This is a genomic window from Methylocystis sp. MJC1, assembly GCF_026427715.1.
Lineage (GTDB): Bacteria > Pseudomonadota > Alphaproteobacteria > Rhizobiales > Beijerinckiaceae > Methylocystis.
Map to the genome: position 1 here is coordinate 2,698,836 of NZ_CP107558.1, position 15,279 is coordinate 2,714,114.

General features: G+C 65.9%; 13 protein-coding genes. All 13 read right to left on the reverse strand.

The annotated features are described in order from the left end of the window. Nucleotide 1: 1 nt before the first annotated feature. The 13 genes from OGR47_RS13130 to murG all read right to left on the reverse strand — a co-directional run bounded on the left by OGR47_RS13130 (nucleotide 2) and on the right by murG (nucleotide 15,277). The gene (locus OGR47_RS13130; protein WP_165055289.1) at nucleotides 2-439 is read right to left on the reverse strand and encodes a hypothetical protein; all 438 of its coding nucleotides are present in this window, start codon (nucleotides 437-439) and stop codon (nucleotides 2-4) included. Then, complete coding sequence (locus tag OGR47_RS13135) at nucleotides 436-699, reverse strand: type II toxin-antitoxin system prevent-host-death family antitoxin (RefSeq protein ID WP_165055287.1); 264 nt, start codon at nucleotides 697-699, stop codon at nucleotides 436-438. The genes OGR47_RS13130 and OGR47_RS13135 overlap by 4 nt, the downstream gene beginning before the upstream one ends. A gap of 77 nt (nucleotides 700-776) precedes the next feature. Beyond that, nucleotides 777-2,453, reverse strand: a complete 1,677-nt coding sequence (recN, locus tag OGR47_RS13140) for a DNA repair protein RecN (RefSeq protein ID WP_165055335.1) — start codon at nucleotides 2,451-2,453, stop codon at nucleotides 777-779. A gap of 349 nt (nucleotides 2,454-2,802) precedes the next feature. Next, nucleotides 2,803-3,693 (reverse strand): outer membrane protein assembly factor BamD, encoded by an 891-nt coding sequence (locus tag OGR47_RS13145; protein WP_206527490.1) that lies wholly within the window; start codon nucleotides 3,691-3,693, stop codon nucleotides 2,803-2,805. A 235-nt stretch (nucleotides 3,694-3,928) separates the two neighbouring features. After that, a complete protein-coding gene (gene lpxC, locus OGR47_RS13150) occupies nucleotides 3,929-4,867 on the reverse strand; it encodes a UDP-3-O-acyl-N-acetylglucosamine deacetylase (RefSeq protein ID WP_246729825.1) in 939 nt (312 codons plus the stop codon). Between the two features lie 126 nt (nucleotides 4,868-4,993). Further along, a complete protein-coding gene (gene ftsZ / locus OGR47_RS13155) occupies nucleotides 4,994-6,709 on the reverse strand; it encodes a cell division protein FtsZ (RefSeq protein WP_165055285.1) in 1,716 nt (571 codons plus the stop codon). A gap of 154 nt (nucleotides 6,710-6,863) precedes the next feature. Next, nucleotides 6,864-8,177: a cell division protein FtsA gene (gene ftsA, locus OGR47_RS13160; RefSeq protein ID WP_165055283.1), complete on the reverse strand. Its 1,314-nt coding sequence runs from the start codon at nucleotides 8,175-8,177 to the stop codon at nucleotides 6,864-6,866. A 4-nt stretch (nucleotides 8,178-8,181) separates the two neighbouring features. Continuing rightward, nucleotides 8,182-9,165: a cell division protein FtsQ/DivIB gene (locus tag OGR47_RS13165; RefSeq protein ID WP_165055281.1), complete on the reverse strand. Its 984-nt coding sequence runs from the start codon at nucleotides 9,163-9,165 to the stop codon at nucleotides 8,182-8,184. Then, nucleotides 9,132-10,055, reverse strand: coding sequence for a D-alanine--D-alanine ligase (locus OGR47_RS13170; RefSeq protein WP_165055280.1), 924 nt, complete (start codon nucleotides 10,053-10,055; stop codon nucleotides 9,132-9,134). The genes OGR47_RS13165 and OGR47_RS13170 overlap by 34 nt, the downstream gene beginning before the upstream one ends. Before the next feature lie 98 nt (nucleotides 10,056-10,153). Beyond that, entirely contained in the window at nucleotides 10,154-11,698 is a 1,545-nt protein-coding gene (locus tag OGR47_RS13175) for a hypothetical protein (protein WP_165055279.1), read from the reverse strand. After that, nucleotides 11,699-12,619, reverse strand: coding sequence for a UDP-N-acetylmuramate dehydrogenase (murB, locus tag OGR47_RS13180; protein ID WP_165055277.1), 921 nt, complete (start codon nucleotides 12,617-12,619; stop codon nucleotides 11,699-11,701). Nucleotides 12,620-12,752: 133 nt separating this feature from the next. Further along, on the reverse strand, nucleotides 12,753-14,162 hold the full coding sequence (gene murC, locus OGR47_RS13185; protein ID WP_165055275.1) for a UDP-N-acetylmuramate--L-alanine ligase: 1,410 nt from the start codon (nucleotides 14,160-14,162) through the stop codon (nucleotides 12,753-12,755). Continuing rightward, nucleotides 14,159-15,277 (reverse strand): undecaprenyldiphospho-muramoylpentapeptide beta-N-acetylglucosaminyltransferase, encoded by a 1,119-nt coding sequence (gene murG / locus OGR47_RS13190; protein WP_165055273.1) that lies wholly within the window; start codon nucleotides 15,275-15,277, stop codon nucleotides 14,159-14,161. The genes murC and murG overlap by 4 nt, the downstream gene beginning before the upstream one ends. Between the last annotated feature and the right edge of the window lie 2 nt (nucleotides 15,278-15,279).

The following is a 15,279-nucleotide window of genomic DNA, read 5'->3' on the forward strand; positions in this document are numbered from 1 at the left end:
GCTACTCCCCGCGGGGAACCGACGTCGCTCGAACTGTTCGCCAACGCGCCACAAGGCGTTCGCGCAGCACTCTCATGAAGCCCGGCGGCAGCATCCCATAAACAACGCTCGCGGGATCGCCGCGGACGGCCGGGCGAAGATCGGGGCCCGGCCAGACGAAATCATTAGCTTCGGTCAGCCCAACCCAGGAACGGGCAGTGTCGAGCCCGAGGCGTTGCTTCGTTGCGGGAGGAATCTCCAACCCATCCTCGGGATTTATCGGCGCGGTATGGGTGACCGGCAGGACGCGGACAAGCGGCGCCTCTCCCTCGCGCAGAAGAACGAGAACGATCGCGCAGGGCCGGTCCTTGACGCCTTCTTCCCTGCCCTCGCGAGCTTCGCGCGCCCAAAGATAGGAGTATCGAATCAACAATCCCGGCTGCGGAGCCGGCCAACTCACGGCCGCCAGTCTTTCAATTCCTCATCGAGGCTCTCATGGCCCGGCGGGACTTCCGCCTTGGCGATAGCGGCTATTTCTTCTTCCGTAAAATCCGCCAGTTCCATAACGCGCCGGTCGCAGCGCTTGAGGCGCGAATATTCCTCGGCCGAAATGACCACCAGCCGGTCACGACCGTTCCGCGTAATGGTGACCGGCTCGGAGAGGGCGCGATCGGACAATGCGCTGTAATTCTCGATAAATTCAGCGGCAGAGACCTTCATGGGTCTTTCACTCGCTTTGTGGCGTCGCCTTTATTATGGGGGCGCGCCCATCCGGTCGCAAGGCATTGGCTTTGGGGCTACCCCGCCCCTTCCAGCAACCGCATCGCCGCCGCGCGCGCTTCGTCGGTGATGGCCGCGCCGGACAGCATCCGCGCGATCTCCTCCCGCCGCTCGGCCTCCGCCAGCACGGCGACGCTCGTCGCCACGCGCTTCTCCTTGCCCTTGCTCGACGCGCCCTTGCTGATGCGCAAATGCCGGCTGGCGCGGGCGGCGACCTGGGGCGCATGCGTCACCGCCAACACCTGAGCCTTGCCCGCAAGCCGCGCGAGGCGCTGGCCGATCGAGTCGGCCACCGCGCCGCCGACCCCCGTGTCGATTTCGTCGAAGACCAGCGTCGGAGCCGACCCACGGTCGGCGAGCACGACCTTCAAGGCCAACATGAAGCGCGCAAGCTCGCCGCCCGACGCCACCTTGGTCAGCGGCCCGGGACGCGAGCCCGGATTGGTCTGCACCCAGAATTCGACGCGGTCGATCCCCTCCGGTCCGCCGTTCTCGGGCTCGCTCGTCACCTGCGTCGAGAAATGCGCGCCTTCGAGCTTCAAGGGCTTCAACTCGGCGTCGACCAGCGCGTCGAGCTTCTTCGCCGCCTTCTGGCGGGCGGCGGAGAGCGCTTGCGCCGCCGCGTCATAGGCGGATTTCGCGGCGGCGAGTTCCTGAGCGAGCTTTGTCAGCCGCGCTTCCGAGGCGTCGAGCGCCGCAATGTCTCCGGCGAATCTCTCCGCGAGCTTCGGCAGCTCCGGAATGCCCACCTGATATTTGCGCGCCGCCCCGCGCAGCGCGAACAGCCGCTCCTCGACGCGCTCCAACTCCGCCGGATCGAAGCGCGTTTCCGCCAGCGCCTGCTCCAGCGCCTGCTCGGCGAGCGACAAGGCGTCGACCGCCTGCGCCATCGCCTTGGCCGGCGGCTCCAATATTTGCGGGGCCTGCGTCAGCCGGCGTTCCAGCCGGCGCGCGGCATGGCCGATCTCCACGGCCGGCGCCCGGTCGTCTGCGAAAACAGCGAGCGCGTCGCGAATGTCAGTGGCGACCTTCTCGGCGCGCTGCATGAACAGCCGGCGCTCGGCGAGCGCCTCCTCCTCGCCCGGCTCGGGCGCGAGCTTGGTCAGCTCCTCATGGGCGTGGCGCAGATAATCGGCGTCGGCGCGGGCCTTGGCGATGCGCGCCTCCTCATCGGCCAGAGCGCGCCGCGCCGCCTGCCAGGCGCTGTGCCTGCCGCGCACCTCATTGGCCTGATTGAGCAAACCGCCATGGGCGTCGACCAGCGCGCGGTGGGCGCTCGGATCGACGAGCGCGCGATCGTCGTGCTGGCAATGGATTTCCACCAGCTCGCGGCCGATGGCGCGTAGCGCCTGCGCCGTCGCTGGCTGATCGTTGACGAAGGCGCGCGTGCGCCCGTCCGCCGCCTGCACGCGGCGCAGCACCATTTCATCTTCGCTGGCGAGGCCGAATTCGCGCGCGGCGAGATGGGCGGGATGGTCCGGGACGAGATCGAAGACGGCCGTCACCTGGCCTTGCTCGCTACCCGCGCGCACGAGCGAAGCGTCGCCGCGCCCGCCGAGCGCTAGCACGAAGGCGTCGAGCAGTATGGACTTGCCCGCGCCCGTCTCACCGGTAAGCGTCGTCAGCCCCTGCGCGAAATCGAGATCGAGCGCGTCGATGAGCACGATGTCGCGAATCGAGAGGCGGGTGAGCATGACGCTGACTTTATCGCTCCAGTGCGCGAACCGCATGCAACAGGCCTGCCGCCCGGTGGCGGAAGGGCGCGATTCGCCGACGCGCGAAGGTTGGCACGCCCGGCGACGAAATCAATCCGGGACCGCGAGCCTTCGGGCTCGCCCAGTCTGTCGACAAACCTCCGAGGCGGCCTCGTCCTTCGAGACGCGAGCGTCGCTCGCTCCTCAGGATGAGGCCTAAGTGTTTGGGGCAGAAGCAGAAGCTCCTCACGCTGAGGAGCCTGCGCAGCAGGCGTCTCGAAGCACGAGGGGCGTCATCGCCACTTTGTCAGCAGTCTGAGCGAGCCCGAAGGCTCGCGGTCCACCTTGGTTAGATCGCGTGGAGAGTCTTGCCGACCTTGGAGAGCCAGGAGTCGCTATATTCATGCGGCTCCAGACCGCCGGTTTTCAACAAGGCGTGCGCGTCCTTGTACCATTGCGAATCCGGGTAGTTATGGCCGAGGATCGCCGCCGCCGTCTGCGCCTCATTGGTGACGCCCATGGCGAGATAGGCTTCCGTCAGGCGGTAAAGCGCTTCCTCAGTGTGGCGGGTCGTCTGATATTTGCCGAGCACGTCGTGGAAACGATTGATTGCCGCCGGGTAGTTCTTACGCGTCAGATAGAAGCGGCCGACCTGCATTTCCTTGGCGGCAAGCTGGTCGCGGGCCACGCCGATTTTATACTTGGCGTCGGCGACATATTCGGACTTGGGGTATTTCTGCACCAGCTCGGAGAAGATCTGCAGCGCCTTTTCAGCCGACGTCTGATCGCGCATCACGTCCGGCACTTGATTGTAGTAGCTCATGCCCGCGAGATAAAAGACATAGGGCGTGTCGGGCGAATTCGGGTAAAGGCCGATATAACGCTGCGCCGCCTGCACGGCTTCGTCATAGGCCGGCTTCTCGAATTGCGTGAAGACAGTCATCAGCAGCGCCTTGCGCGACCATTCGGACGAAGGATAGTTTTTTTCCACCTCGCCGAATTTCTTCGCCGCCTTCTCGTAGTCCTTGGCCTTCAGCTTGGCGAGGCCCTGGTTATACAGATCGTCCGCCGGTATGTCCGGGGTGATTTCCGTCTTATATTTCTCGCCGCCGCCCAAAAGGCCAAAGCCGCTCGTGATCGTATCCATGATGTCCGCACGCGCCGGCGCGACGGAGAGCGCCAGGGCCGCCAATGCGGCGAGCATGGCGGAAGAGCGGAAAGAAGCAGCGAAAACCGACATATGAAGCGCCCCTTGCGGCAAAGAGCGACGAACCGCGCCGCGCTCTGAAAGCCTATTAGCCTAAACCGCCATAACCCGCCACTCGCGGCCCCGCTCTAGAGCGCATTCCGCAAAAGTTGGAAGACTTTCGCGATAAGAATGCGCTCCAAGCACTTTATTGGCGCGCGTCGTCGCGGCGCTGGCGGCGCGCGGCGACGGATTGTGGGATATTAGGAAGGACTTTGTTCTGGCGAGATTATGGCGAAGGACGAAGGATCGGCCGCTCCGCCACAGAATAGCGCTCGACGAATTCCAGCGCGCCGTCGCGCATCGCCGTTTGCACGAGCGCCACATTGAGGGCGTGCCCACCTCTGAACGAGCGGAACGCCCCCACGATCGGCGCGCCGGCGAGCGCGAGGTCGCCGACGACGTCGAGCATCTTGTGGCGGACGAATTCGTCGACGTAGCGCAGCCCCTCGGAGTTGAGCACGGTCTCGCCGTCGAGCACGACAGTATTCTCGAGCGAGGCGCCGAGCGCCAGACCATGGCGCCACAGACGTTCGGCGTCGCGCAGGAAGCCAAAACTGCGGGCGCCCGCAAGCTCGCGGCGGAACACGCCGGGCGTGAGGTCCAACATGCGGCGTTGCCGACCGATGCGGCCCTCGAAGGCAATTTCGACGTCTAGGCTCAGTCCTTTGCGGGCCGGCGTCAGCTCTGCCCAGCCGGCGCCGTCAGAGACGCGCACGGGCGCGGTGACGTGCAAGAAACGGCGCGGCGCGGCCAGCTCGACAATCCCCGCCTCATCGAGCGCAGCGACAAAGGCTCTAGCGGAGCCGTCCATGGCGGGTATTTCTTCGCCCTCGATCTCGACAAGGGCGTTGTCGACGCCAAGGCCGGCAAGCGCCGCCAGCAGATGTTCGACGGTCGAGACGCTCGCGCCCTCGCCCGAAAGCCTTGTGCGCAATTGTGTGGCGTCGACGCTGCGCCAGTCGGCGAGGATATCGGCGCCCTCGACGCTGAGGACGATTCCGGAATCAGCTGCGGAAGGCGAGAGCGTGAGCCGCGCTGGCGTGTCGCTGTGGACGCCGCGGCCGCTGAGCGTGACGGAACGCGCAAGCGATGTCTGGGCGCGAGACTTCGGGCGAATGAGGGGATCCTCCCGGCGAAGGCTGGAACAGGCCCAAGTTAGAGCCACTTACTGGATAATTCTTATCCCAGGGGCGTGGCAAGGCTCCAGTAACGGTTTCCTACCGTTTGTTACAAGCCACGCGCAAAAAACAAAGGCCCGCGCTGGCGGGCCTTTGCGAAGCTGCACTGCAGCTCAGTGGTTCGATTGCCGGCGCAGGAAAGCCGGGATTTCGAGGTGGTCTTCCTCCACCGGGCGCGCTGCGGGGGCGCGGCGGCCATGCGCGTCGAGCCCGGCGTGACCCGGCGCCTGCGGAGCGGGCGCCGCCGGGCGCTTGCCATATTCGGCATGCGCAGGCGAAGGCTGCGGGGCGCGCGGCGGCATGGGCGCCTGAGGATAAGGCGCGGCGGGAGCGTCCTGCATCGCGTCTTCCTGCCGGCTCGCGCCGAAGGAAGCGAGGCGCTCGAAGATCGATTTCCGGCGCGGATCCTGCGACGCCTCAGCGTGGTGCTGACGGATCTGGTCTTGCACCGGCTTCGGGAAATCCTCGATCGACGGCATGCGCGGGGTGCGCGGCATCTCCGGCGCCGGCGGCACATAGGGGGCCGGAGCAGGCTCCATCGCCATGCGCGACGCAGGCTCGGGCATGGGCTCGACATAGGCCGGACGGGCGGCGACCTGCTCCAGATAGACGCCATTGGTCGTCATATGCGCGGGCGCAGCCGGGGCCGGCTCGGCGTAATAGGCAGGGGCCGGCGCCGCTTCGCGCATCTCGGGCTGATAGGCGGGCGCAGCACGCTCCGACATCGCATAGATCTGCGCGGAGGGGGCGGCCTCGGCGACGGGCGCCGACGCCGACTGCGGCTTGGAATGCAGCTGCTGACGCAGCCGCTCGGCGGCCTCGGCCATGCGGCTCTGGCTCGTCGGATCCTCGGCCGTGATCGCGGCAAGATCGATTCCGGTCGCAACGACGGACACGCGGATGACGCCTTCGAGCGAGGAATCGAAAGTGGCGCCGAGGATGATGTTGGCGTCCTCGTCGACCTCCTGACGAATGCGGCTCGCCGCCTCGTCGACTTCATAAAGCGTGAGATCGTCGCCGCCGGTGATGGAGATCAGCAGGCCGCGCGCGCCCTTCATCGACACTTCGTCGAGCAGCGGATTGGCGATCGCCGCTTCCGCCGCAAGATTGGCGCGGCGCTCGCCGGTCGCCTCGCCCGTGCCCATCATCGCCTTGCCCATGCCGCGCATGATCGAGCGGACGTCGGCGAAGTCGAGATTGATGAGGCCTTCCTTGACCATGAGATCGGTGACCGAAGCCACGCCCGAATAGAGCACCTGATCCGCCATGGCGAAGGCGTCGGCGAAGGTCGTCTTCTCCGTCGCGATGCGAAAGAGGTTCTGGTTCGGGATGACGATCAGCGTGTCGACGCATTTCTGCAGCTCGGTAATGCCGGCGTCTGCGATGCGCAGGCGGCGCTGACCCTCGAAATGGAACGGCTTGGTCACGACGCCGACAGTGAGGATGCCCATCTCGCGCGCGATCTGCGCGATGACCGGCGCGGCGCCCGTGCCGGTGCCGCCGCCCATGCCGGCGGTGACGAAGCACATATGCGCGCCCTGCAGATGCTCGCGAATCTCCTCGCGGGCTTCCTCAGCGGCGGCGCGGCCGACTTCCGGCTGGGCGCCGGCGCCGAGACCTTCCGTCACCTGCAGGCCCATCTGAATCACGCGCTCGGCCGAAGAAGAGGCGAGAGCCTGAGCGTCGGTGTTGGCGACCAGAAAATCGACGCCCGACAGGCCAGACGTGATCATGTTGTTGACGGCGTTGCAGCCGCCTCCACCCACGCCGCAGACCATGATTCGGGGCTTGAGTTCCCTCAGTTCGGGCGCTTTGAGATTGATCGTCATTTGCCAGGCCTCTCGGAATTAACACAGCTCATCGGCGTCGGTTGTCCTTTCCTTGGACGCCCCGTCGCCGAACGCGTCGTCCTCGGTATCTTTACGCAGGGGCCCGTCTCGACAGGCCGAATCGCTTCGGTAGAGAGAATCACTTGCTCCGATTCTAGAAGCTTTCCTTTAACCATCTACCCACTCGCGACATGTAACCATCCGTACCCGTCGCAAACCTTTCGCCGCGATGCGGCTCGAAATATTCGCGCCCCGCGACCTGCGGGTAGACGAGCAATCCCGCCGCCGCCGCGAAGGCGGGGCTGCGCGCCGGATCGGGAAGCCCATCGACTCCGATCGGGCGGCCGATGCGCACCTGACCGCCGAGGATCGACCGCGCGCACTCGGCCGCGCCGGTCAGCTGGCAGGCGCCGCCGGTGAGAACGATGCGGCGGTTGGGGCCGGACGGATAACCGGCGCGCGCGAGCCGGTCGCGCAGGAATTCGAACGTCTCCTCGATGCGCGGACGAATGATCCGCACGAGATGCGACTTCGGCGCATGGGCCTTGTGACGGCCGCTCTCGCCGACATGGTCGAAGGACACCGTCTCGCGCTCGTCGGAGGAAGACGAGATCGCCGAGCCGTGGAAAGTCTTCAGGCGCTCGGCGTCGGCAAGCCGCGCGTCGAGGCCGCGGGCAATGTCCATGGTGACGTGATTGCCGCCGAGCGTGACTGCATCGAGATGGGTCAACTTTCCGCGCGCGAAGACCGCGAGCGAGGTCGAGCCCGCGCCCATGTCGATGAGGATGACGCCCATCTCGGCCTCGTCCGGCTCGAGCGCCGACAGGCCGGCGGCGTAAGGCGCAGCGGCCATGCCTTCCACGCCGAGATGACCGCGCTCGGCCGCGAGGACGAGATTGCGAACCGCCGCCTGATCGCAGCTTGCGACATGGAGATCGACGCCGAGCTCGTCGCCGATCATATCCTTCGGCTCGCGAATGTCCGGCACGCCGTCGAGCGAGAAGCCGGTCGGGATCGAATGCACGGCGACGCGGCCGCGATGCAGATGATGCGCGGCCGAGGCTTCGAGCACGCGATGAATGTCGCTTTCCGCGACCTCACGCCCGCCGATCGCGCGCTTCGCGGCAAAATGTTCCGACGCGAGCCGGCCGCCGGACGCAGTGACGATCACATGATCGATCTGCGTTCCGGCCATGCGCTCGGCGGCGTCCACCGTCTGCCGGATGGCGCGCTCGGCCGCGTCCATGTCGATCACGAGGCCGTGCTTCACGCCGAGCGAGCGCTGATGGCCGATGCCGATGACGCGGACGCGATGCGTCCGCCAATCGCGCGGCGCGACGTCGCCGGCCGGCGTCAGGCGCGCGATCAGGCAAGCGATCTTCGACGTGCCGATGTCGAGGACGCCGAAGGTTGCCGGACGACGCGGCGAGAGCGGCTTGAGACGGGGGGGAACAAGCTGGGACTTCATGACTCTACCCACCAGCCTTCTTGGTTTTATGGGGCAACGCCGCCTCTCGCGCCGCGGCGGCTTCCTCCGTCAGGCGCACAGTAACGCGGTCGGCCGCGCGCAAATCGATCGCCATCACGTCCTTGTCGAGAATGCGCGCCTCGCGCTGCAAGCGAATGAGGGCGCCAATGGCGCGGCCGGGATCCGCTTCCGGCAGCTTGACGATCACGCCATTGGTCATCTCGATGTCCCAGCGGCGGTTGGCGACGAGAACGCCGGCCTTCACGCGCTGCGCGAGATCGCCCATCCCCTCTCTGATCGCCAGAAATTCCGGCAGTCGCTTCTGCGCGCCTTCGCCGACCACGAAGGGCAAGCCGAGGTAACGCTCGTCGCGGAGTTCGTCGATCGCCACGCCGTCATCGGAAACAACCAAGATGCGGCCGTCGCGCTGCCAAAGCGCTTGCGGCCGCCGCTCCTCGATCGCGACGACGAGACGGTTGGGATAAAGCTTCATCACCCGCGCGGTCTTCACGAGCGGAATGGCGAGCAAGCGCTCGCGGACGGCGCCGGCGTCGAGAAAGAGCAGCGACTGGCGCGGCGTGACGCCGGCGGCGCCCAACAGCTCATTTTCGGTCAGCCGCGACTGGCCGGTGATGGTGACCGCGGAAATATCGAAACCGAAAGCGCGGGCGGCGATATCCCAAGGCTGGCCTTCGCGCCGGATCAGCGCGTCATAGCCGCCGTTCTGCAAGGCGCCGGCGAGGCCGACGCCGCCAAAGAGAAGAAGCACGGCGACCAGGCCGACGCCCGGGCGCGCAAGAAAAGCGTAGCGCTGCAGCGCAGGCGGCTCATCATCGCTGCGATGCGGCGGCTGGGGTGGAAGAGTGGCGCTGGCGTAGGAGGCGCCCGCGACGGCCGCCTCGGGCTGGGCGAGCGAAAAATGTACAGGCGGGAGGGAAGTCGCGAGCGACTCCCTCAACGATCGCAGGATGCGTCCTCCACCATCCATTTCACAAGCTCGCCGAACGATAAACCTGCATAAGCCGCCATATCTGGCACGAGCGAGGTCTCCGTCATTCCCGGCTGCGTATTCACTTCCAACACGACAAGCTCGCTCGTTCCATCGGGGCGATCGTCGTATCTGAAGTCCGCGCGGCTGACGCCGCGGCAACCGAGAGCCCGATGAGCCTCGATGGCTAAATGTTGAACCTCTTGGTAAATATTTTGTTTAAGATTCGCGGGAATAACGTGTTTTGAACCGCCTTTCGCGTATTTCGCGTGATAGTCGTACCAGCCGCCGTCGGCGGCGAGAATCTCGATCACGTCGAGAGCGCGGTCGCCCATCACGGCGCAGGTAAGTTCCCGCCCCGCCACGAATTGTTCGGCGAGCATCAGATCGCCATGCGCCCAATCTTCCCGCATCAGCTCCTGTGGCGGATGGGCCTGGTCCTCCCGGACGATGAAGACGCCGAAGGAGGAGCCCTCCGAGACCGGCTTCAGCACATAGGGCGGCGGCAGCACATGCGCCTGCGCGGCCTCCAGACGATGCACGACGCGGCCTTTGGGCACAGGAACGCGGGCGGCCGCCATCACGACCTTGGCCACATCCTTCTTCATGGCGAGCGAGGAAGCGAGCACGCCCGAATGCGTATAGGGGATGCGCAACAGCTCGAGCACGCCCTGGATACAGCCGTCCTCGCCGAATTTTCCATGCAGGGCGTTGAAGGCCACATCGGGCTTGAGCGACGCCAGCACGCTCGCGACGTCATGGCCGACGTCGACCGGCGTCACGCGGTAGCCCTGCTCCTCCAGCGCTTTGGCGCAGGCCGCACCTGAGCGCAAAGAGACTTCGCGTTCGGCGGAGAGTCCGCCCATCAGCACGGCGACGTGTTTGGTCATATCGATCTCTTGATTGGCGCCAAGACGAGGCGGAAGAGAACTCTTCGCCTCTGGCGCGCGTTGATCGGGCCGCGCCCGAATCCCTTACCCGGCCGAAGCTATGCCGCCCTCGGAGACGGCGCAACGGCGTCCCGCACCTTCCGGGTCCAGATTTCGATTTCCTCGGATTGGCCGGTTTTTTCATAGCCGTCGAGGACAGTGGCGCACTCCGGCTGCTTGATCGCCCACTCACGCGTCTCTTTATCCTCGACGATGATGACGTCGGGCTTGCCGAGACGAACATCCTCGGCAAATCCGGCGAGATCGCGACGGCGATAGTCTTGCAGCAGCGCGCGCCGCTCCGGATCGACGGCGCCGTTTGAGAGATAGGCGGCGAAGCTCGCGACCCAGAGCGCATTGGGGCGGCCGACCCAGACGCCGCCAAGCTGGCGCGTGACGGGATGGCCGAAGTCGAGCTGGCGCGCCATGGCGATCATGCGCGGATGCGGCGGCGCAGCGCGTGCGATCGCCGCGCGCAGGCCGGGGTGCTCCTCGGCGTTTACCCAAAGCATGTTGGCGCCGAACTCGAAGGGAGCGGCGATCAGCAGTGGCAGAAAGACGAATTTGAAGAGCCGACCTTCCCGCGCGGCCTTGGCGCGCGGATCGTCGCCGAGCGCGAACAGGCTCCAGGCGAGAAGCGCCAGCACGACGCCCGGATAGGCGTGATTCATCCAACCCTTCCCCTGCAAGAGAAAGCTTGCGAGAAAGGCGGCCGAGGCGAAGGCGCAAACCCGCACGGCGACGGGCGTCGCGCCACGCGCCGAGGCGAGGAAAAGCCCGACGAGAAGCGCGACGTTGACAGGCGCAAGCGAGTGGAACGCGAGATTGACCGCCGTTTCGCGCGACGGCTGATAAACATCCGCGATCACGGGCAGCGCATAATGCGCATAGCCGGGGAAAAACACGAGGGTCGCGACGCCATAGGCGACGCAGACGCCAACGGCGCTCGCCATTTCCGCCGTCAGCAGCAGACGCGGCGAGCGTTCGCGGTATGCGATAGCGAGCGCCGGCGCGATGATCGCGAGCGCGAAAAAGGGCTTGAAGCAGACTGCGAGCCCGGCGCCGAGGCCGGCGAGGATGCCCAACGATCGGGCGACACGCCCGCCTTCGGCTGACGCCGCCAATGTCGCAAGCAGAGGCGCGAGCGCCAGAAGCGCAAGGTGCTCGCGCTCTGCAAACGTCAAAGCAGGCGCGACGAGCAGCAGGAAAACCGCTGCGTTGCCGATCAGCCCCCATTCCTTGCGCGCGCGCGGCGCGGCGGACCGTAGGATCACAGCGCTGAGCGCGATCGACAGGAATGCCGAAAAGAACACGAGCCCTGCAACGACCGGCTCGGCCGCAAGACCCAAGGCGCGGGCCAGTTTGATCGCCGGCGCCAGAACGAGAAAGGACGCAGGCGGGTTCGGGTCGGTTATATCGACATAAGGAACCGCGCCGTCGAGATATCGCTCGGCAAAAGTGATGAACCAGGATACGTCGCAATCGAGGTGGCCTGCGAGCTGCTGGCCGATCGCAATCAAGACCAAGGCAAGCGTCGTCCAGAGACTCGCAAGGACCGCCTCGAGCTTCGAGGCCTCATCGGCGCGCGGCGCGTCCGCTTTCATTTAAGCGACGCCAATCCTTTTGATTTCCCAGTGCAGCTCGACCCCGCTCGTTTCGAGCACGCGGGCGCGAACCGTCTCACCGAGATTTTCGATGTCGGCGGCGGTGGCGGCGCCTCGATTGATGAGGAAATTACAATGCATCTCGCTCACCTGTGCGTCGCCGACGATAAGGCCGCGGCAGCCGGCGGCGTCGATCAACTGCCAGGCTTTGTGGCCTTCGGGATTCTTGAAGGTGGAGCCGCCGGTCTTTTCCTTGATCGGCTGTGAGGCCTCGCGCGCCTGCGTGATGCGATCCATCTCGGCAAGGATCACCGCGCTGTCGCCGGGGCGTCCCTGGAACAACGCCTGCGTGAAAATAACGTCTGCAGGCGCCGAGCAGTGGCGGTAGCTGTAGCCCATGTCGGCGTTGGAGAAGATGCGCATGTTGCCCGCGCGATCGACGCCGCGCGCTTCGATGAGCGTATCTTTCGTCTCGCCGCCATGCGCGCCGGCGTTCATGCGCAGCGCGCCGCCGATGGCGCCGGGAATGCCGCGATAGAAGGCCAGACCATCAATGCCCGCATCGACTGCGGCGCGAGCGGCTTTCACATCCGGCACGGCGGCGCCGACGCGCAGGCGAGCGTTTTCTTCAACCGCGATCTCGCCGAAGCCCTTGGCCGAGAGCCGGATCACCACCCCCGCGACGCCGCCGTCGCGCACGATGAGATTTGAGCCGAGGCCAATGACGGTGACGGGGATGTCGCTCGGTAGATGCGAGAGGAAATAGGCGAGGTCTGCTGCGTCCGCCGGCATGAAGAGAAGCTGCGCCGGCCCGCCGACGCGAAACCATGTGTAAGGCGCGAGCGCCTCATTGGCGGAGAGCTTGCCGCGCAACTCGGGCATGAGGGGCGCGATGTCGGGGGTGAGGTCGGGGAAGGTCATAGGCCCCCTCCCCACCCCTCCCCCGCTTTGCGGGAGAGGGAGCAGGCGCGGGTCTTCATCCACAATGCGGATCGCGAGTGTTCCCTCTCCCGCTTGCGGGGGAGGGACAGGGAGGGGGTAAACCGCAGCATCCTCACGCCTGCCCGCCCGCCGCAAGCTGCTCCGGCAGCGCATAGGCCCATTGCGTGATGTTCCCCGCGCCAAGACACACGACGTAATCGCCCGGCGCCACAATCTCCCGCACCATGGCCGGCAACACTTCCGGCGACGGCAGGCTCACGGCGCGGCGATGACCATGCGCGCGAATGGCGTTGACCAGCGCGTCGCGATCGACGCCCGCGATCGGCTGCTCGCCCGCCGCATAGACATCGGCGACGATAACAACGTCCGCGTCATTGAAGCAGGTGGCGAAGGCGTCGAAGAGCGATTGCAGGCGCGTATAGCGATGCGGCTGCATCACTGCGATGACCTTGCCCTTGGTGGACGCGCGCGCGGCGCGCAACACGGCGCCGATCTCGACAGGATGGTGGCCGTAATCGTCGAACACCTGCACGCCATTCCATTCGCCGGTGCGCGTGAAGCGGCGCTTGACGCCGCCGAAGCCAGCAAGCGCCTTGCGGATCTGATCGGGCGACAGGCCGAGCTGATAGGCGACGGTGATGGCCGCCGTCGCGTTCAGCGCATTGTGATGGCCGGGCATGGGCAGCAGCAGGTTTTCCAGATAGGTCGCCTGCGCGGTCTTGCGGTCGCGCAGCAACACATTGAAGCGCGACACGCCGCCTTCGAGATTGACGTCGAGCAAACGGACGTCGGCTTGCGGATTTTCGCCATAGGTGAAGACGCGCCGGTCTTCGATCTTGCCGACGAGCTCCTGCACGGTCGGATGATCGAGACACATCACCGCGAAACCGTAGAAAGGCAGATTCTCGATGAAGGCGCGAAAGGCTTCCTTGATCGCGTCGAAGGTATGGAAGTGATCGAGATGCTCGGGATCGATATTGGTGACGATTGCGACATCGGCGGGCAGCTTCAAAAAGGTGCCGTCGCTTTCGTCGGCCTCCACCACCATCCAATCGCCTGCGCCCAATCGCGCATTGGTGCCATAGGCGTTGATGATGCCGCCATTGATGACGGTGGGGTCAAGCCCGCCGGCGTCGAGCAGCGTCGCGACAAGAGACGTGGTCGTCGTCTTGCCATGCGTGCCGGCGATGGCGACGCATTGCTTGAGGCGCATCAGCTCCGCGAGCATTTCGGCGCGGCGCACCACTGGCAGGCGCTTCTCGCGCGCCGCGACAAGCTCGGGATTATCGCGCTTGATCGCGGTCGAGACGACGACGACGGCGGCTTCGGCAAGATTCTTCGCGTCATGGCCGACGAAGACCCTCGCGCCCTTTTCGGCGACACGCTTCACATTGGCGTTTTCGGCGGCGTCCGAGCCCTGCACCGTATAACCGAGATTTAGCAGCACTTCGGCGATGCCCGACATGCCGATGCCGCCGATGCCGACAAAGTGAATGGGGCCGAGATCGCGCGGCAGTTTCATTCCAATGTGTCTCCTTGAGGCGCGCGGCTTTGGGCCACGTTCAAAATCAGATCGGCGAGACGTTCGGCCGCGTCGGCGACGCCGACGCGCTTGGCCGCTTCAGCTTTTTGTGCGAGCGCCTGCGGCGCGTCGATGAGCTGCGCGAGACGCGCGGTCAGGAAGGCCGGCGAGAAATCGCTCTGCTTTACCGTCTCCGCCGCGCCGGCCTGTTCGATGACGGCGGCGTTTGCCGCCTGATCGCCGTCGAGCGAGTGCGGCAGCGGCACCAGCAGCGACGGGCGGCCGATTACCGCGAGCTCCGATACGGTGGAAGCGCCCGCGCGCGCGATGACGAAATGCGCCTGCGCGATGCGCATCGGCAGATCCTTGAAGAAGGGCGCGATCTCGACGTCGACCTTGGCGCTCTCATAGATCGCCTGGACGCGGGGAATGTCCTCGGCGCGCGTCTGCTGCACGAGGCGAATGCGCGAACGCAAATCATCGGGCAGCGCGGCGATCGCCTCCGGCACAATGTCCGCCATCACGCGGGCGCCCTGCGAGCCGCCGGTGACAAGGAGACGGAAAGTCCCATCTGCGAAATCGGGATAAGCAAGCGTCGCCGCTTCCAGCACCGCTGGCCGCACCGGATTGCCGGTGACGACAACCTTGCTTTGCAAAACGGGCGGCACGGCCAGATTGGGAAGCCCGGCGGCGATCTTGTCGACATGGCCGGAGAGAAAGCGGTTGGCTTTCCCCATGATGGCGTTCGACTCGTGCAGCACGGTCGGGATTTTCAGGAAAGACGCCGCGAGCAGCGGCGGCACGGTGGGATAGCCGCCGAAGCCGATCACCGCGCGCGGGCGCAACCGGCTCATGACCTTCGCGACCTGCGCCGTGCCGTACGCGAGTTGTGCGACGGCGCGCGCCTTCTCAAACAGCGAACCGCCGCGCGGCGTCGCCGAGGGAATGCAGTGCATCGCGCGCGCCGGGAAGCTTCCGCCATAAGCGAGCGCACGCTCGTCCGTGACAAGCTCCACCGCAGCGCCGCGGGCGCCGAGCGCATGCGCCAGCGCCTCGGCCGGAAAGAGATGGCCGCCGGTGCCGCCGGCGGCGAGAAGAATAGGCCGATCGTTCATTA